At 58.4% G+C, this 19,403-nt stretch carries 14 protein-coding genes; 8 read left to right on the forward strand and 6 right to left on the reverse strand.

The genetic code is table 11. The features are described 5' to 3' along the window. From malQ to glgP, 7 genes are all read left to right on the forward strand, one after another. On the forward strand, positions 1 to 1,360 hold a 1,360-nt coding region (gene malQ, locus EHO01S_RS03445; RefSeq protein WP_024522649.1), incomplete at its 5' end, for a 4-alpha-glucanotransferase. A gap of 470 nt (positions 1,361 to 1,830) precedes the next feature. Then, positions 1,831 to 3,147 (forward strand): glucose-1-phosphate adenylyltransferase, encoded by a 1,317-nt coding sequence (gene glgC / locus EHO01S_RS03450; RefSeq protein ID WP_024522650.1) that lies wholly within the window; start codon positions 1,831 to 1,833, stop codon positions 3,145 to 3,147. A gap of 228 nt (positions 3,148 to 3,375) precedes the next feature. After that, positions 3,376 to 5,586, forward strand: coding sequence for a 1,4-alpha-glucan branching protein GlgB (gene glgB, locus EHO01S_RS03455; protein WP_024522651.1), 2,211 nt, complete (start codon positions 3,376 to 3,378; stop codon positions 5,584 to 5,586). After that, complete coding sequence (gene glgX / locus EHO01S_RS03460) at positions 5,570 to 7,549, forward strand: glycogen debranching protein GlgX (RefSeq protein WP_024522652.1); 1,980 nt, start codon at positions 5,570 to 5,572, stop codon at positions 7,547 to 7,549. Before glgB ends, glgX begins: the two co-directional genes overlap by 17 nt. A 54-nt stretch (positions 7,550 to 7,603) precedes the next feature. Beyond that, positions 7,604 to 8,884 (forward strand): glucose-1-phosphate adenylyltransferase, encoded by a 1,281-nt coding sequence (gene glgC / locus EHO01S_RS03465; RefSeq protein WP_024522653.1) that lies wholly within the window; start codon positions 7,604 to 7,606, stop codon positions 8,882 to 8,884. Positions 8,885 to 8,923: 39 nt separating this feature from the next. Then, positions 8,924 to 10,354 (forward strand): glycogen synthase GlgA, encoded by a 1,431-nt coding sequence (glgA, locus tag EHO01S_RS03470; RefSeq protein ID WP_024522654.1) that lies wholly within the window; start codon positions 8,924 to 8,926, stop codon positions 10,352 to 10,354. A gap of 154 nt (positions 10,355 to 10,508) precedes the next feature. Beyond that, the gene (glgP, locus tag EHO01S_RS03475) at positions 10,509 to 12,956 is read left to right on the forward strand and encodes a glycogen phosphorylase (protein WP_024522655.1); all 2,448 of its coding nucleotides are present in this window, start codon (positions 10,509 to 10,511) and stop codon (positions 12,954 to 12,956) included. Between the two features lie 57 nt (positions 12,957 to 13,013). On the opposite strand, the gene glpD is transcribed toward glgP, so the two are convergent. The 4 genes from glpD to glpE form a co-directional block, all read right to left on the reverse strand. Next, positions 13,014 to 14,501 (reverse strand): glycerol-3-phosphate dehydrogenase, encoded by a 1,488-nt coding sequence (glpD, locus tag EHO01S_RS03480; RefSeq protein ID WP_024522656.1) that lies wholly within the window; start codon positions 14,499 to 14,501, stop codon positions 13,014 to 13,016. Between the two features lie 417 nt (positions 14,502 to 14,918). Next, on the reverse strand, positions 14,919 to 15,677 hold the full coding sequence (locus EHO01S_RS03485; RefSeq protein WP_024522657.1) for a DeoR/GlpR family transcriptional regulator: 759 nt from the start codon (positions 15,675 to 15,677) through the stop codon (positions 14,919 to 14,921). 62 nt (positions 15,678 to 15,739) lie between these two features. Next, positions 15,740 to 16,570: a rhomboid family intramembrane serine protease GlpG gene (gene glpG, locus EHO01S_RS03490; protein ID WP_024522658.1), complete on the reverse strand. Its 831-nt coding sequence runs from the start codon at positions 16,568 to 16,570 to the stop codon at positions 15,740 to 15,742. Positions 16,571 to 16,585: 15 nt separating this feature from the next. Next, the gene (gene glpE / locus EHO01S_RS03495) at positions 16,586 to 16,933 is read right to left on the reverse strand and encodes a thiosulfate sulfurtransferase GlpE (RefSeq protein ID WP_024522659.1); all 348 of its coding nucleotides are present in this window, start codon (positions 16,931 to 16,933) and stop codon (positions 16,586 to 16,588) included. Positions 16,934 to 17,204: 271 nt separating this feature from the next. On the opposite strand from glpE, the gene EHO01S_RS03500 reads away from it, so the two are divergent. Beyond that, complete coding sequence (locus EHO01S_RS03500) at positions 17,205 to 17,501, forward strand: hypothetical protein (protein WP_024522660.1); 297 nt, start codon at positions 17,205 to 17,207, stop codon at positions 17,499 to 17,501. Between the two features lie 47 nt (positions 17,502 to 17,548). On the opposite strand, the gene ugpQ is transcribed toward EHO01S_RS03500, so the two are convergent. Beyond that, a complete protein-coding gene (gene ugpQ / locus EHO01S_RS03505; protein WP_024522661.1) occupies positions 17,549 to 18,295 on the reverse strand; it encodes a glycerophosphodiester phosphodiesterase in 747 nt (248 codons plus the stop codon). Then, positions 18,292 to 19,389 carry a sn-glycerol-3-phosphate import ATP-binding protein UgpC gene (locus tag EHO01S_RS03510; protein WP_024522662.1) on the reverse strand — a complete coding sequence of 366 codons (1,098 nt, stop codon included), beginning with the start codon at positions 19,387 to 19,389 and terminating at the stop codon, positions 18,292 to 18,294. The genes ugpQ and EHO01S_RS03510 overlap by 4 nt, the downstream gene beginning before the upstream one ends. Between the last annotated feature and the right edge of the window lie 14 nt (positions 19,390 to 19,403).

Raw genomic sequence — 19,403 nt, forward strand, 5'->3', positions numbered from 1 at the left:
GGCGGCCCGAGCCAGTGACTGGGTCGATTACCCTGCCGTCTACGCGCTCAAACTGGAAGGCTTGCGTCTCGCCTTCCAGGCTTTCAACCCACAAGGTAACGATGCTCGCGCCCAAGCCTTCCAACACTTCGTTCAACGGGGAGGGAAAAGCCTACAACACCAGGCGGCCTTCGATGCGCTACATCACCACCTGCAAGCCCAGGATGCACAGATGTGGGGCTGGCCGGTATGGCCGCCCGCCCTACGGCGCGCCGACAGCCCGGATGTCGCCCAGTTCTGCCGCCAACATGCGCAAGAGGTCACTTTTTTCCTCTGGTTGCAGTGGCTGGCCGATAGCCAATTGGCTGACTGTTATCACCTGGCGAATCAACACGCCATGCCGATCGGGCTGTATCGCGATCTGGCGGTCGGCGTGGCACAAGGCGGGGCAGAAACCTGGAGCGAACCGGAATTATATTGCCTACAAGCCTCCGTCGGCGCCCCTCCGGATATCCTTGGCCCGTTAGGACAGAACTGGGGGCTACCGCCGATGGATCCCCAGACCCTGCACACCCTTGGCTACCAGCCTTTTATCGAGATGCTACGCGCCAACATGCGTCACTGCGGCGCGTTACGCATCGACCACGTCATGTCGCTGCTGCGCCTATGGTGGATCCCGCAAGGCGCATCGGCCTCAGAGGGCGCCTATGTACAGTATCCGCTCGATGATCTCTTGGCGATCTTAGCGCTGGAGAGTCAACGCAACCATTGCATGGTGATCGGCGAAGATCTGGGGACTGTACCGGTTGAGATTATCGCTAAACTGCGCGAATACGGCGTCTATTCCTACAAGGTGCTGTACTTCGAGCGTGACGGCGACCATGTCTTCCGTGCACCGCAGAGCTATAACGTGCAGGCAATGGCTACCGTCACCACCCATGATCTGCCAACGCTGCATGGTTATTGGCAGGCCGACGATCTGCGCCTCGGCGAGCGCTTAGGTCTCTATCCCGATCGCGAGGTCCTCGCCGGGTTATACCAAGACCGGGCGGCGGCCAAACAAGGCTTGCTCGATGGCCTGCACCACTATGGCTGCCTACCTCGTCGCACCGGTCGCCATGCCGAACGCATGACGATGACCCCCTGCCTCAACCGCGGGATCCAACGTTATGTGGCCGATAGTGCCAGCGCCCTACTCGGTCTCCAACCCGAAGACTGGCTCAACATGACCCGCCCGGTCAACGTACCCGGCACCTGTAACGAATACCCTAACTGGCGACGTAAACTCAGCGCCACCCTTGAGGAACTATTTAATAATGACCAAATTAATCGCCTGATAAAGGATTTGGATAAACGGCGGCGACGCGTTTCTGCCGGTTAAAAAAATAATGGCCGCTCACTCGGCGGCCATTATTTCTCGCATTTTTTGTTTTTTCTGCTAAGGGAAAATTTTATCCCTTATAAATCAAAATCAAATAAATTAATACCAATAGATATCCACTTTCGTTTCTTTGCATTATTTGTCGTATGTTACCCGTATAGTCATAATATTCACCGCTATATTATACCCGTTACACATGACCATACTCTCAATCTCACATTGAATTTAGCAAAGAGTCAGATTACATTATTCGACATTGTGTGATTATCATGAGTAAATAACGCCGCACTTTGGTATTAAATAAGTATTCAATTGGTTTTGTTCATATCAATAATATCCATTGTTATTACTACTCAACATTATGATACCGAATAGTTAAGCCTTCGCAGCGGGTGCTCGGCATCATCCGCGCCTTTCCTTGCCTGCGCTGGGCAATGGGGGATAGGGATTTGTCAAATAAGGACGTGACCATGACTCATAGCGTTACAGATATTGCACTTATCGGCCAGTTAACCCAACGGACAGTGGCGCTGGTATTAGCCGGCGGACGCGGAACCCGGCTTAATGGTTTAACCGATGGGCGGGCTAAACCGGCTGTCTATTTTGGCAGTCGCTTCCGTATCATTGATTTTACCCTCTCCAACTGCATTAATTCCGGTTTGCGCCGCGTCGGCGTCATCACCCAGTATAAAGCTCACTCGTTACTCCGTCATATTCAACATGGCTGGTCATTTCTCCATTCGGAACGTAATGAGTTTATCGATCTGCTTCCGGCACGTCAGCAGTTGGAAGAAGGGCACTGGTACCGCGGCACCGCCGATGCGGTATACCAGAATAAAACCATTATGCAGCAGCACTATCGTCCAGAATATGTTGTTATCTTAGCTGGCGATCATATTTATAAGATGAACTACGCCCAGATGCTATTAGATCATGTGAAGTCTGGCGCACAATGTACTGTTGGCTGTATTGAAGTCCCCCGAGAGCAAGCGCATGCCTTTGGTGTGATGGCTGTCGATGAACAGTTCCAGATCACCCGTTTCGAAGAAAAACCGGCGCATCCACCAGCCATGCCGGGCGACCCGACTCGCTCACTGGCTTCGATGGGGATCTATATTTTTAACGCCGATTACCTCTACCAGGCCCTGGATGAGACGCAAACCGATCCCCAGACCAGTTTCGATTTCGGCCAAGACATCATCCCGGCAGCAGTGCGCGCTGGCGTCGCGTACGCGCATCCTTTCGGCCGCTCCTGCATGGGATTCACGGCCGACGGCGAGGCCTATTGGCGCGACGTCGGTACCTTGGATGCCTACTGGGAAGCCAATATCGATCTGATCAGCACGCCACCGCGTCTAGATCCGTTCGATCCCAACTGGCCGATCATCAGCAAACACGCACAATTAGCCCCCGCCCGTTTCAAACAGTCAGCGCGCCATGTCGGGAATAAAGTCGAAAACGCCCTGATTGGCGGTGGCTGCGTCATCGATAGCGCTCATATCCAGGACGCGATCCTGTCGGCCCGCGTCGAGGTCGCGCCGGAGGCGTCCATCGAGGCCAGCGTGCTGATGCCGAAGGTATATGTCGGACGCGGATGCCGCCTACGGCGTTGCGTCATCGATCGTGGTTGCCGTCTGCCCGATGGCTTGACGATCGGCGAAGACGCCCAGCAAGACGCGCGCGATTTCTACCGTAGTCCGCAAGGCATCGTCCTGGTTACCCAGGAGGCGTTAGCACGTCTACCCGCACGCCACCCGGTGCAGCCCATCCTGGCCGTACCCGCCTAACGCAAAACGTGCGCCGCGCCGCCGCCGGCGCATAAAGCTGACTATGCTTAACCATGGCGCGGCAACGACGGCGCGCTGATACCGCGCAGAGTGAAAATGATATTCTCGCTACCGGGAGGCAATACTGGCCGGTAGCACTCAGACTGATGGCCAGCATGAGGATGGGGTTTACCGTCACCCCCGTTGTGGCGTCAAACATCCCATGCTGTCAATTAAAGGAAGAATGCCATGTCCGTACTTCCCAGCAAACACACGATCCAACAACTGTTAACCGGCCATTGTGCCGATCCCTTCGCCCTGCTCGGGATGCATTCGACGGCCAAAGGGCTGGCGGTACGCGCACTGATGCCCGATGCCCAAGCGGTGCAAGTCGTCGACCGCAAAAACGGGCGTACCGTCGCCACCCTGGAACGTCTCCATGACGGCGGCTTTTTCTGCGGCCTGCTGCCTCGACGTAAGAAGCCGTTTCCCTACTTGCTGCGGGTCACTTGGGGCGAGCAGCAACACCTGTTGGAAGATCCCTACCGTTTCGGCCCCTTGCTGGGGGAGATCGATAATTGGCTACTGAACGAGGGAACCCACCTGCGCCCCTACGAGCGCCTGGGTGCCCATCTGACTCAATTGGCCGACATTCGCGGTGTCAGCTTCGCTGTCTGGGCGCCTAATGCCCAGCGCGTCTCAGTCGTCGGTAACTTCAACCATTGGGACGGCCGCCGCCATCCAATGCGTCTACGCCAAGAGAGCGGGATCTGGGAGCTGTTCATCCCGGCGCTGGAGGCCGGCGAGCTGTATAAATTCGAACTGATCGATGCCAACGGTGATCGCGTACTCAAGGCCGATCCTTACGCCTTCGAGGCGCAGATGCGCCCCGACACCGCCTCCCTGGTCGCGCCATTACCGGAAAAGTGTGCCTCCAGCGCCCAGCGTAGTGCCGCCAATGGTTTCAGCGCCCCCATCTCCATCTACGAGGTGCATCTCGGCTCCTGGCGACGCCACAGCGACAATAACTACTGGCTCAGCTACCGAGAGATGGCAGAGCAACTGATCCCTTACGTCAAAGAGATGGGCTTCACCCACATTGAGCTGCTGCCGATCAACGAGCACCCTTTCGATGGCTCCTGGGGCTACCAACCGCTCGGGCTGTACGCCCCGACCCGGCGTTACGGCACACCGCAAGAATTCCGCGCTTTCATCGACGCCGCCCATGCCGCCGGGATCAACGTCCTGCTCGACTGGGTGCCGGGTCACTTCCCCAGCGACGACTGGGGACTGGCAACCTTCGACGGCACGGCGCTGTATGAATACGCCGATCCCCGTGAAGGATTCCACCAGGATTGGAACACCCTGATCTACAACTATGGCCGCCACGAAGTACGTAACTTCCTGGCGGGAAACGCGTTATTCTGGCAAGAGCGTTACGGCATCGATGGCTTGCGTGTCGATGCCGTGGCGTCGATGGTCTACCGCGACTACAGCCGCGCCGAAGGAGAGTGGGTGCCGAACTGCCACGGCGGCAATCAAAATCTTGAAGCCATCGAATTCCTACGCTACACCAACCGCACCCTCGGCGAGCAACGCCCCGGCGCCATCAGCATCGCGGAGGAGTCGACCGATTTCGCCGGCGTCACCCTACCACCGGATGCCAATGGGCTCGGCTTCCACTTCAAATGGAACATGGGATGGATGCACGACACCCTCAACTACATGAAACATGATCCGGTGCATCGCAAATACCACCACCATCTGATGACCTTCGGCCTATTGTACGCCTGGAGCGAGAACTTCGTATTGGCGCTCTCGCACGACGAAGTAGTACACGGTAAAGGGTCATTGCTGGACAAGATGCCGGGCGACGCCTGGCAAAAGTTCGCCAACCTACGAGCCTACTACGGCTTCATGTGGGCTCATCCCGGTAAGAAACTGCTGTTCATGGGCGGAGAGTTCGCCCAGGGACGCGAATGGAATCACGAAGCGAGCCTGGACTGGCACCTGCTGGAGGGCGAAGACAACTGGCACCACGGCGTGCAGCGCCTGGTACGCGACCTGAACCAATGCTACCGCAGTTGCGGCGCCCTACATCGCTGGGATTGCGATGCGCGCGGCTTCCGCTGGCGCGTGGTTGACGACAAACAAAACTCGGTCTTCGCTTTCGTCCGGCGAGACGATCTGGGCAATGAGATCCTGGTGGTCAGCAACTTCACTCCGGTGCCGCGTCATCACTACCGTATCGGCGTCGATCTCCCGGGACGCTACCGCGAGATCCTGAATACCGACTCCAGTCACTATCACGGTAGCAACTGCGGCAACCAAGGCGGTGTGGCGAGCGAGACGATCGGCAGCCACGGGTGCGAGCACTCCCTGCAACTGACCCTCCCGCCGTTGTCGACGCTCTATCTATGCCTGGATAATGGGAGCGAGGACGATGCTCAGGCCGGGTAAGGCTTACCCCCTGGGCGCACACGTGACGCCACAGGGGATCAACTTCGCCATCGCCTCGGCGCACGCCCAACGCATCGAGCTGTGCCTGTTCGATCGCGCAGGACGCCAGCAATCCTATGAACTGCCGGCGCGTAGCGGCGACGTATGGCATGGGCTCTTGCCGGGCGAACACGCCGGGCTGGAGTACGCCTACCGCATCTACGGCCCCTGGCAGCCGGAAAAGGGCTTGCGTTTTAACCCAGCCAAAATGGTGCTAGATCCCTACGCCCGGGCACTCACCCGTGCGTTGCCGCTCGACGAACGTCTGTGCGGTGGGCTACAGGAACCGGACTGGCGCGACAACCGCGATCCGCTGCCCCGCTGCATCGTCAGTGATGAACGCTACGCCTGGCAGGAGGATGTCTCACCGAACATTCCCTGGCGTCGTACAGTGATTTATGAGGCGCACGTGCGGGGCCTGACTCGCCTACACCCGGCCATTCCGCCAGAACTGCGTGGCAGTTACGCGGCACTGTCACACCCGGTGATGCTAGAACATTACGCCCGACTGGGGATCACGACCCTGGAGCTCCTCCCCATCCAGATGCATGCCGATGAGCCGCGCCTGCAACGGTTAGGACTCAGCAACTACTGGGGCTACAACGTGCTAGCTCCCTTCGCTCTTGAACCTCGCTACCATTCCGGACGACGCGGCAGTACGCCACTGAGCGAATTCTGCGCTACGGTAGCCGCCCTGCACCGAGCCGGCATTGAGGTGATCCTCGACGTCGTCTTCAATCACACCGCCGAGTTGGACGAAGCAGGGCCCATGGTCTCGCTGCGCGGCATCGATAACCGCAGCTACTACTGGCACGATGAGCAAGGCCGGTTAGCGAACTGGAGCGGCTGCGGCAATACCCTATGCCTGACCGAGCACCACAGCGTACAGTGGGTAATGGATTGCCTGCGCTACTGGGTCGAGACCTGCCACGTCGATGGCTTCCGTTTCGATCTGGGAACCACCCTGGGGCGCACCCCCACCTTCAGCCGCCAATCGCCACTGTTTATCGCCATCGCACAAGATCCCTGTCTCGCTAAGGTGAAGTTTATCGCCGAGCCCTGGGACATCGGCCCCGATGGCTACCAACTGGGCCAATTCCCGCAATATTTTGCCGAATGGAACGACCGTTTCCGCGATGACATGCGCCGCTTCTGGCTTCAGGGCAGCGCTAGCAACGGCGACTTCGCCACCCGTTTCGCCGCCTCTAGCGATCTGTTCCGCGCACCCGGTCGACGGCCCTCCGCCAGCGTGAATCTGATCAGTTGCCATGACGGCTTTACCCTGCGCGATCTGCTGAGCTACAACCAGCGCCATAACCAAGCCAACGGCGAGGACAACCGCGACGGTCACACCCAGAACTACAGCAATAACCATGGGGTAGAAGGCATCGACGCTGAAGATGAGATCCAAGCGCGACGCCAAGCCAGCGCCCGAGCGCTACTCACCACGCTGCTACTGGCCCAAGGCACGCCGATGCTACTCGCCGGCGACGAGATCGGTCACTCGCAGCAGGGCAATAACAACGCCTACTGCCAGGACAACCCCACCACCTGGCTCGATTGGGCCCTGGCCGATGAGAGGATGCTGCACTTCACCGCCCAACTGATCCACTTGCGGCAGCGCATCTCAGCGCTGAGTGACGATCGCTGGTGGAATGATAACGACGGCAGCGTGTGCTGGCTAAACGCCGACGCGCAGCCCATGACGCCACAGCAATGGCAGGCACTGCCACCCGGTGCGTTGCAGATCCTACTGGCAGAGCAGTGGCTGTTGGTGATCAACGGCGGCGCGGATGCGCAGACGATAACGCTGCCACCCGGCGACTGGCATATTCCGCCCCCTTTTGCCGACTTACGGGAAGACATGCACGGTGGCCGCCAATCTCTTGCCGCCCGTAGCTGCTGTCTATTTATGCGTATCTAGCGCGCTAGCACGGCGCCACTCGCGGTGCCGTCGGCCTTTTACAAGGAGTCAGAAATGGTGAAATCAGACACTCAAAATAAACTGATGTTGGCCCGCCAGCTGCCGCAACAGTCCGTCGCGCTGATCCTGGCCGGAGGGCGAGGATCGCGCCTAAAAGATCTCACCAAGACTCGCGCCAAACCGGCGGTGCATTTCGGCGGCAAATTCCGCATCATCGACTTCGCCCTCTCCAATTGCATCAATTCCGGTATTCGGCGCATCGGCGTGATCACCCAATACCACTCCCATACCCTGGTGCAGCATATTCAACGCGGCTGGTCGATCCTTAACGAGTCGATGAACGAGTTCGTCGATCTACTACCAGCCCAGCAACGTGACGCCTCGGAGACCTGGTACCGCGGCACCGCCGATGCCGTCTACCAGAATCTGGATATCATCCGCCGTTACCACGCCGACTATGTGGTGATCCTGGCAGGCGACCATATCTACAAGATGGACTACTCACGCATGTTGCTCGACCATGTCGAGAGCGGTGCTGGCTGTAGTGTTGCCTGCATTCCAGTGCCCCGCGCCGAAGCCAGTGCCTTCGGCGTGATGGAGGTCAACGACGATCACCGTATCCTCAAGTTTCTAGAGAAACCGGCCACCCCGCCGGGGATGCCTGGCGACGAGGAGATGTCGCTGGCCAGCATGGGGATCTACGTCTTCAACGCCGACTACCTGTTTCAATTGCTGGAAGAGGATATCCACACCCCCGGCTCCTGCCATGACTTCGGCCAAGATCTGATCCCCAAGGCCACTGCACAGGGCCGCGCCTGGGCACACCCCTTCACCCTCTCCTGCGTCACCAGCGGCAACGCCGACACCCCGCCCTACTGGCGTGATGTCGGTACCCTGGATGCCTACTGGCGGGCTAACCTCGACCTGGCGTCGGTCACGCCGGAGCTGGACATGTACGATAACCACTGGCCGATCCGCACCTATATGGAGTCGCTGCCACCGGCCAAGTTCGTACAAGACCGCTCAGGTAGTCACGGCATGACCATGAACTCGCTGGTCTCTGGCGGCTGCATCATCTCCGGTTCGGTGGTCGTGCATTCGGTCCTGTTCCCGCGTGTTCGCATCAACTCATTCTGCACCATCGACTCCTCCGTGCTGCTGCCCGATGTCTACATCGGCCGCTCCTGCCGGCTACGACGTTGCATCATCGATCGAGCTTGCCACCTGCCGGAGGGAATGGTGATCGGCGAAAACGCCGAAGAAGATAGCCGCCGCTTTTATCGTTCGGAAAGCGGCATCGTTTTGGTAACGCGCGACATGCTCGCGCGTCTGTGATCACCCTGCGGTCTCCAGGCCGCAGAGCGAGGAGTAACCATGTACGTCTTACACGTGTGTTCTGAACTTTTTCCGCTGCTAAAGACTGGCGGATTAGCCGATGTGGTCGGCGCCATGCCTGCCGCCCAGATCGCCCAGGGCGCCAACGTGCGCGTATTAGTTCCCGGGTTCCCGGCCATTTTGGCCGGCATTACTAACAGCGATGAGGTCGCCCAACTAGAGACCTTTGCCGGCCGCGTCTCGCTGCGTTACGGCATCTACCACGGTGTCGGCGTCTATATCATCGACGCCCCCCATCTCTACCAACGCCCCGGCAGTCCTTATCATGACCAGTGGCTAAACGCTTATGGCGATAACCACCTGCGTTTCGCTCTATTGGGTTGGATCGCGGCGGAGCTAGCCTGCGACTGCGATCCCTTCTGGCGGCCGCAGGTAGTGCACGCTCATGACTGGCACGCCGGTCTGGCCTGCGCCTATCTGGCGGCACGCGGCAATCCGGCTCGCTCGGTGTTTACCGTACACAACCTGGCCTATCAAGGGCTGTTCGACGCGCGCCACCTAGATGAGTTAGCCCTGCCGCGCCATTTCTTCCAAATCTATGGGCTGGAGTTCCACGGGCAGATCTCTTTTATGAAGGCGGGATTGTACTATGCCGACCATGTCACCACTGTCAGCCCCACCTATGCTCAGGAGATCACCCATCCCGAATTCGCCTATGGCATGGAGGGATTGCTGCAATGGCGCGCCAGTACCGGCACCCTGAGTGGTATCCTCAATGGCGTGGATGACAGTATCTGGAACCCGGCCAGTGACGCGTTGATCGCCCGGACCTACCGCCGCGAAACGCTGCGTGACAAGGCGGAAAACAAACTTCACCTGCAAACCGCCATGGGGCTGGATGTCGACGCCAACAAACCGCTGTTTGCCGTGGTCAGCCGTCTCACCAGCCAGAAGGGGCTGGATCTGCTGCTGGCGGCCCTGCCCACCCTGCTGGCCGGGGGGGCTCAGTTGGCGTTGCTCGGTGCCGGCGACACCTCGTTACAGGAGGCCTTCTTGGCCGCCGCGGTTGAACATCCCGGCCAAGTCGGCGTCCAAATAGGCTACCACGAGGCCTTCTCCCACCGCATCATGGCCGGTGCCGATGTGATCGTGGTTCCGAGTCGCTTCGAGCCCTGCGGTCTCACCCAGCTGTATGGTCTCAAATACGGTTCATTGCCACTGGTACGTCACACCGGCGGCCTAGCCGATACAGTCAATGACTGCACGCTGGAGAATCTCTCCGACGGCAGCGCCACCGGTTTCGTCTTCCATGACTGTAACGCCGCCGATCTGGCCTGCGCCATTCGCCGAGCACTAGTCCTGTGGAGCCGACCAACCCTATGGCGCTACGTTCAGCGTCAGGCCATGGCGCAATCATTCGGCTGGGATCGCGCCGCCGAACGTTATCTGGCGCTATACCGCAGCCTGTAAGCACGGAGGCGTATGCGCCTCAACGATGTAGGCCGGCAAACCTGCCGGCCCGAGGGTAGCCTCACCCCGACCCGCAAACGGATCTGCGAGGGGATGGCCACCGTAATACCATGACCGGGCCTACGCCCGGTACCGAGGATCGGGAACTGTTATGATGAACTCACCCTTTAACTATACGTCCCCCGTCGTTAGCATCGAAGCACTCAAGCACTCCATCGCCTATAAGTTAATGTTTACCGTCGGCAAGGATCCCGCCGCCGCCAACCAACACGACTGGTTGAACGCCACCTTGTTCGCCGTACGCGATCGCATCGTCGAATGCTGGCTGCGTTCGGTCCGCGCCCAGTACTCACAGGATCTGCGCCAGGTCTACTACCTGTCGATGGAGTTCTTACTCGGGCGTACCCTCTCCAATGCCCTGATGGCTATCGGTGTCTACGATGAGACCAAGAAAGCACTCGATGAAATGGGCATCGATTTGGATGAACTGTTGAATGAAGAGCTCGATCCCGGGCTGGGTAATGGGGGACTGGGGCGTCTGGCGGCCTGCTTCCTCGACTCGATGGCTTCGCTGGGACTACCGGCCAACGGTTATGGCATCCGCTATGAGTATGGCATGTTCAAACAGAACATCGTCAATGGTCAGCAAGCCGAATCGCCCGATAACTGGCTAGAGTATGGCAACGCCTGGGAGTTTGTGCGCCACAATACCCGCTATCGAGTACGCTTCGGCGGGCGTATTCAGCAGGAGGGCAACCGTACCCGCTGGCTGGAAACAGAGGAGGTCCTGGCCTTAGCCTACGATCAGATCATTCCCGGTTTTGACATCTGCGCCACCAATACCCTGCGTCTCTGGTCGGCACGCGCCAGTAACGAGATTAACCTCGGCAAGTTTAACCAAGGCGACTATTTCGCCGCCGTTGAGGATAAGAACCACTCGGAAAACGTATCGCGCGTACTCTATCCGGACGACTCCACCTACTGTGGCCGTGAACTGCGCCTGCGCCAGGAGTACTTCCTGGTCTCGGCCACGGTTCAGGATATCATCAACCGCCATCTGCTGACCCATCACCGCTTGGACAACTTGGCCGAGAAAGTTGCCATTCACCTCAACGATACCCACCCGGTACTGTCGATTCCCGAGTTGATGCGTCTGCTAATCGACGAGCATCACTACCCTTGGGAGCAAGCCTGGCAGGCGGTGATGCAGATCTTCTCCTACACCAACCACACGCTGATGAGCGAGGCGTTGGAGACCTGGCCGGTGGATATGTTAGGACGGATCTTACCGCGCCATCTCCAGATCATCTTCGAGATCAACGATCATTTTCTCAAGAAGGTTCAGGCGAGTTATCCGGACGACGACGCCCTATTACGCCGAGTATCGATCATCGACGAAAGCAACGGCCGCCAGGTCCGTATGGCTTGGCTGGCGGTGATCGGCAGCCATAAGGTCAACGGTGTCTCCAAGTTGCACTCGGAGCTGATGGTCACATCATTGTTCGCTGACTTTGCCCGTTTATTCCCCGACCGTTTCTGCAACAAGACCAATGGCATCACCCCACGCCGTTGGCTGGCACAGGCCAACCAGCCGCTGTCGAAGGTGTTGGACAACACCATCGGTCGACGCTGGCGCACCGATCTGGAGATGCTCAGCGAGCTGCTCCCGCATGCCGACTACCCAACCTTTATTCGTGAGATCCAGCAGGCTAAGCAGCATAACAAGCGCCAACTGGCGCTGTATGTCGCACTGCATCTGAATACCGTGATCAACCCCAAGGCGCTGTTCGACGTGCAGGTCAAGCGTATCCACGAATACAAGCGTCAGTTGCTCAACGTGCTGCATATCATCACGTTGTACAACCGTATCCTCCAAGAGCCGGACGCCGAGCGGGTACCCCGGGTGAAGATCTTCGCCGGTAAGGCAGCCTCGGCCTACTATAACGCTAAACTTATCATCCGCCTGATCAACGATGTCGCCAAGGTGATCAACGCCGACGAGCGGCTCGACGGGCAACTCAAGGTGGTCTTCATCCCCAACTACAGCGTCAGCCTGGCGCAACTGATCATCCCGGCCGCCGATCTGTCGGAGCAGATCTCCACCGCCGGCACCGAGGCATCCGGCACCAGCAACATGAAATTCGCCCTCAACGGCGCCTTAACCATCGGTACCTTGGATGGCGCTAACGTCGAGATCCGCGAACGGGTCGGGGAAGAGAACATGTTTATCTTCGGCAACACCACCGAACAGGTGGCAGCGCTGCGACATAATGGTTATAACCCGCGCGACTATTACGAACGCGATCCCGAGCTAAACCAGGCAATTAACCAAATTGCCTCGGGGCTATTTAGCCCAGACGAGCCACGTCGCTATGCCAGCCTGTTCGACTCACTGATCAACTTCGGTGATTATTACCAGCTATTGGCCGACTATCGCAGCTATGTCGACACTCAGGATCGGGTAGATGAAGTGTACGCCCATCCCGACGAATGGACGCGTAAAACGTTACAAAACATCGCCAATATGGGGTACTTCTCCTCCGATCGTACCATCCAGGAGTATGCCGACGAGATCTGGCATATCAAGCCTGTGAAACTCTAAGCGCCAATGCGCACGCCACCTCAGCGGGCCGGCGTGCGCATCCGTTATCGCACCGGATTAAGCGGCACGCTGCACCGCCAGCCAGTCAGCGACCCGCTGACGCTGCGTCTCATCCAGCCACATTCCCAGCTTAGTACGACGCCATAGGGCGTCCTCCGCCGTCACGACCCACTCCTGGGCCATCAGGTAACGCAGCTCTGCCTCATACAAGCCATGCCCGAAATGTTCGCCCAATGCCGCCAGTGAGGTCGCCACACCGATCACTCGCTCGCTGCGTGCGCCGTAGGTATGCGCATAACGGCGGGCCAACGCCGGCGGCAGCCAACCATGGCGGCGCTGTAGCGCCACGGCATAGCTATCACGATCGCAGCCCATCTCACCGCCAGGCAACACCGCCCCCTTGGTCCAGGCGTCGCCGCAATGGGTATAGTAGGGGCGCAGTTTTTCTAGCGCATGCTCCGCCAACTTACGGTAGGTTGTCAGCTTACCGCCAAACACCGACAGAAGTGGAGCCTGACCATTCTGATCGTGGATATCCAACGTGTAGTCACGGGTGATGGCCTGCGGAGCATCGGATTCGTCATCACACAGCGGGCGTACGCCGGAATAGCACCAGACGATATCCTGACGGCTCAGAGGACGCTGGAAGTGGCGGTTATACACCCGCAGCAGATAGTCTATCTCTTGATCATCGATGGCTACCGCACGCGGATCGCCGTGGTACTCCACATCGGTCGTCCCGATGATCGAGAACTCATCAAGCCAGGGAATGACGAACACAATGCGCTGATCCTCATTCTGCAAGATATAAGCCTGAGGCTGATCGTGTACCCGCGGCACCACGATATGACTGCCCTTGATCAGGCGGATGCCATAGGGCGACTTGAGCTGTAGACTGTCGTCAAAGAACTGCTTAACCCAGGGCCCCGTGGCATTCACCAGGCCGCGCGCGCGCCAGGTCAGGCACTCACCGCTCAGCGTATCGCGCGCTTCGACTACCCATAGCCCCTGCTCACGCCAAGCACGAGTCACTTCAGTACGCGTACGAACCTCCCCCCCCTTCTCCGCCACGGCCATAGCATTCAGCACCACCAGGCGCGCATCATCGACCCAACAATCCGAATACTCGAAACCGCGCGTCAGATTGGGTTGTAACACCGAGTCAGCCGCGAAACGCAGGCTCCGACTTCCCGGCAAGGTGGTACGCTTCCCCAAATGATCATAGAGAAATAAACCGGCACGGATCATCCAGGCCGGGCGTAAATGGGGTTGATGAGGCAGGCGGAAGCGTAGCGGAAAGGCAATATGCGGCGCCATCTTCAGTAATACTTCGCGTTCGGCCAGCGCTTCACTGACCAGGCGAAACTCATAATGCTCCAAATAACGCAAACCGCCGTGAATCAGTTTGGAACTGGCCGAGGAGGTAGCGCAAGCCAGATCACGCGCCTCCAGCATCAGGACTGATAACCCGCGGCCGGCGGCATCTGCCGCGATCCCCGCGCCATTGATCCCGCCACCGATTACGATCACGTCTTTGATTTCCACCTTGCCTCCCCCTTCGCATACACCGACAACAATGTTCGTTTTCGAGCATTATAATATGCGATAAGCAACAAATACACCATTCATTAACCAAACAAAAACACAAACAAGCGCCACGGATAACACAAAATTGATATCATCATTACCTTTTTTAGGGAGATGCTGCTTCCTAGGCGACGCCTGCGCGCGCGAAAGCATGCAACCGGAGCGGATAGGGGGAAAACGGCGCGTGATGGCGCTATCAGCGCACTAAGTAAACGACAGCGGGAAGGAAAGGGCAGGAAGGTGCGGATACGGATCGCCGGATAACACGTGGCATCCCCTTCGAGGTACCCGCTCGCAGCCGGCAAGAAAGAGGCGCTAGACCAAATGACGCGCTGTGTTTTCCGCCCCGACGACAGGCCGCCGGGGGGAGTGCGCTCAGCAGATCTCCAGCTGTACGCTGTGCTGCTCGATCACTTTTTGCAGCCCCGACGGGGGCAGTTGATCAGTGAATAGATAATCGATCTGCTCCATATTACCGAGATTCACCATCGCATTACGACCGAATTTAGAGTGATCCGTCACCAACATGACACAACGTGAGTTCTCGATGATCGCCCGCTTGGTTCGCACCTCGTGGTAGTCAAACTCCAGCAACGATCCATCCATGTCGATACCGCTGATCCCCAATATGCCGTAATCCAAACGGAACTGGGAGATAAAGTCGAGCGTCGCCTCGCCGACGATCCCACCGTCACGGGTACGAACCTCACCCCCGGCCAAGATCAAACGAAAATCCTCCTTCGCCATCAACAGGCTGGCAACATTGAGGTTATTAGTCACCACGCGCAGATTGTGGTGATTCAGTAAGGCATGAGCCACCGCCTCGGGCGTGGTGCCGATGTCGATGAACAGCGTAGCGCCATCGGGGATCATGCTCGCCACCCGACGGGCGATGCGCGCCTTCTCTTCCGACCACATCCCCTTACGATCGTGGTAGGCCGCGTTAACCGAACTAGACGGTAATGCGGCGCCACCATGATGGCGATGGATCTTGTTCTGCTCGGCCAGATCGTTCAGGTCGCGTCGGATAGTCTGCGGACTGACGTCGAAGTGCTCGACCAACTCCTCGGTACTGACATAGCCGCGCTGACGGACCAGGTCGATAATCGCTTCATGGCGTTGTGTTTGTTTCACGTAAACTCCCCTGCGTTTACCGGCTCCCCCGGCAGCATAAAAACGGGACAGTGGGCGCGGCCTCACTGTCGGCGGAAATGGCGCATGTCCCAGAAAGCCATCAACAGGCCGATGACCAAACCTCCGATATGGGCTGCGTTGGCGACAGAGAGGCCAAACCAATTAAAGTAGCCGGCCAGCAGCCACAACAGCGAAAAAACCATCAGGCCGCGCGGCATCGACACGCCAAACTGCGGGGCTCGTTCGCCACACCACCAGACATAGCCCATCAGGGCATACACCACCCCGGATAGACCTCCAAAATAGATCCCACTGAACAGTGACTGCGCCCAGCCGCTCATCAACGCAGAAACCAGCGTGATCTGCGCCAATTTGGCCGCCCCTAAGCGCTTCTCGACCTGTCCCCCCAGATACCACCACCACATCAGATTAAAGATGATATGTAACGGGGAAAAATGCAGCAACGCCGGGGTAAAGTAACGCCATAACTGGTAATGCTGCGCCGCGTCCGCTGGCCAAGCCAGATAGGCCATCACCGCACCATCGCCCAACGCCAGCTGGCCCAGATAAACCAAGATACACAGCAGCGTCACACCGATAGTCAGCGGCCCACTCTGACTAGAGAAATTGCGCAGATAAGCGAAGCGCGCATAACGCAACCCGCTATGCGTCGAGCCACTCTGCCAGCTGGCTGCCTGGTAGCGCGGATGCTGCGGCTCATGCAGGAAACGTTGTAGTTCATGTTCAACCTGCGCTAAATGACTTTCATCCGCTAGCCATAAAGCGATTCCCTGCCCCTCAGCCTCCGCTTGCAAACGCACACCTTGTGTCGCCATATAGTCAATAAATGCCTGCGCCAAACGTGGGTTAGGCAATGTGATCACACGAACCATGAATACCTGCTTATTTCAATCAGCGCCGACGCTACCGTCGCCGCCACGCGCCACCGCTCCGGGGTAGGCCCGCAGCCAAGCTTCAAAGCCGCCGTCAACGCTGTAAACCTCATCAAAGCCTTGGTGCAGCAGATATTGCGCCGCGCCCCGGCTGCTATTGCCGTGATAGCACATCACCATCAGCGGCATGACGCCATCATGCTGCCGCATCAGTTGCGCCAGTGACGCGTCTGTGAGATGAAACGCGCCGGGAACATGCCCGGCGGCATAGCTCTGTGCGTCCCGAATATCCAGCAACATCGCCTGCCCTTGCGCCAACATCTGTTGCGCCTGCGCCACGGAGATCACGCCAAACTGCTCCATACTTCGCCTCTATCGACTGATCAAAGAGCCATATTGTAACCGCATTGTTAAATGCGGAATACGACATTCGTGTGGCGCACCCTGTACGGCACGGCGATCAGAGATTGCGGTTTTTACATTAAAAAGCAAGAACAAAAAGCGCGATGACGGTAATGTGCGGGGAAAATCCCCACGCTTATCCCACTTTGCGCCACATCACGCCCCGAGGTATTGACTATACTCTCACGGGACAGAACCACGGCGGCAATGTCAGCGAGATGGAGGCACTACCATGCGCGATGTCATCCTCTTCTTGGCGCTGCTAGGCAGCGGCATTATATCGGCGCATGCCGACAGCACGCTGATGCAACAACAGCAGCAGATGATCCAGCAACAGCAGCAACAATTTCAGCAACAACGCGAAGCGTTTAATCAGCAAAGTCTGCGCAACACGCAAACTCAGATAATGCGTGACACTCAGGCGCAACGTATCCAGCAACTGAATCAAGAGATGCAACGCAACGATGTGCTATGGCCGCGCCAACAGAGCACGACGCCCGCCACACCCAACGCCACGCGTCTGCCTTAGTCCGTGCCATCCCGCCCGAACGCGGCTGCCCGCGCTCCGGGAGCGTCTTAGCGCTGGGCGAAGTCCGGCCCGATGAGATCGATACGGTCGGTGCAGATGCTGTCGACGCCCCAGTCTAATAACTCGCGCGCCCGCGACGGCTGATTCACCGTATACACCAGGATATGTAGCCCGGCCTGGCGAATCGCCGCCACCCGTACGGCATTCAAGGCGTGATGATCGATATGCAACGCCACGCAACCGAGGCCTTGCGTCAACGCCAGCCAATCATCATCCCAGGCTTCCAGCAACAAGCCACGCGGCAACTGCGGTGCGACGCGCTGCGCTTCGGCCAGTGCCGTGGTTGAAAAGGAGGAGAGCAGCGGTGGTATCTCGGCATCGTGCCACAATGCGGCGGCGGCCAGCGCGACCTCCCGCCCGGTCTCAACCTCGCAACCCCGGCTGGGTTTGATCTCGATGTTAGCCAACATGCCATACTGACGACAACGCGCCGCCACCTGGCTCAGTAGCGGCAGTGGCTCACCGGCAAAGCGCTGGCCGAAGCCAACGCCGGCATCCACCCCCGCCAGTCGTGCCCAAGGCAGCTCTCCGGCGACGCCCCAACCGTTAGTGGTGCGCTCCAAGGTGTCGTCGTGCAAGAGAAAAACCTGTCTATCGGCACTCAATTTAGCATCGAACTCGATCATGGTGTGACCGTAGCTGGCCCCCACATCGATCGCCGCCAGGGTGTTTTCCGGTGCCAACTTACCGCCGCCGCGATGGGCGACGATGGCGGGATACGGCCAATGACTCATGATGATGGCTCCTGATCGGGCACGCTGATACGCCGCCCATTGCGCGGATCAAAGAAATGCAGGTTAGCCTGCGGCAGCCCGAGCCGCAATACGCTGCCGACCGCCGGCAAGGTCTGGTAGGGTAAACGCACGGTGACGCTCTGCGTTCCCCAACGTCCATGCGCCAGGTTGTCCGCCCCCAACAGCTCCAAAGTCTCGACAGTCAGCGCGTTACCCGGTTGATCATCCTCGACGCGGCACAGATGTTCCGGGCGGATCCCCAGGGTCAACACCTGCCCCGCCAAAGCCGGCAGCGGATGCTGCAAGTAGATGTGCTGCGTCGCCGTCAGTTGGAAGGTCTGCCCATCGGTCGCTAACTGACCATCAAACAGGTTCATCGCCGGTGCCCCCATGAAACCTGCGACAAAGCGGCTGGCCGGGCGATGATAGATCTCGGTCGGCGTGCCAATCTGTTCGGCAACCCCCTGGTTGAGCACGATCACTCGCTGCGCCAGGGTCATCGCCTCCACCTGATCGTGGGTCACATACAGACTGGTGGTTTTGAGACGGCGATGTAACTGTTGCAACTCCAAACGCATCTGCACCCGCAACTTGGCGTCCAGATTCGAGAGTGGCTCGTCGAATAAGAATACCGCCGGTTCGCGGACAATCGCCCGCCCCATCGCCACGCGCTGGCGCTGTCCACCCGACAACTCACCGGGTCGACGTTGTAACAACGCCTCTAGCTCGAGGATCTGGGCGACCTCCTCCACCCGCTGGCGAATTTGCTGCTTACCCAGCCCGCGGATCTTCAGGCCATAGCCCATGTTTTCTGCCACCGTCATATGGGGATATAGCGCATAGTTCTGGAACACCATCGCCACGCCGCGATCCTTCGGCTCTTTGTGCGTGACCCGCTCATCGCCGATGTAAATATCGCCGCCGCTGGTCTGCTCCAAACCAGCAACCATGCGCAACAGGGTCGACTTGCCACAACCTGAGGGCCCGACCATGACGATAAACTCGCCGTCCTGCACATCCAGATCGATCCCTTTGATGATCGCCTGCCGACCATCATAGCTTTTACTGACATTCTGTAGTTTTAAACGCGCCATTGAGTCGTCCGTTA

This window comes from Edwardsiella hoshinae NBRC 105699 = ATCC 33379 (assembly GCF_000474215.1).
Taxonomy (GTDB): Bacteria; Pseudomonadota; Gammaproteobacteria; order Enterobacterales; family Enterobacteriaceae; genus Edwardsiella; species Edwardsiella hoshinae.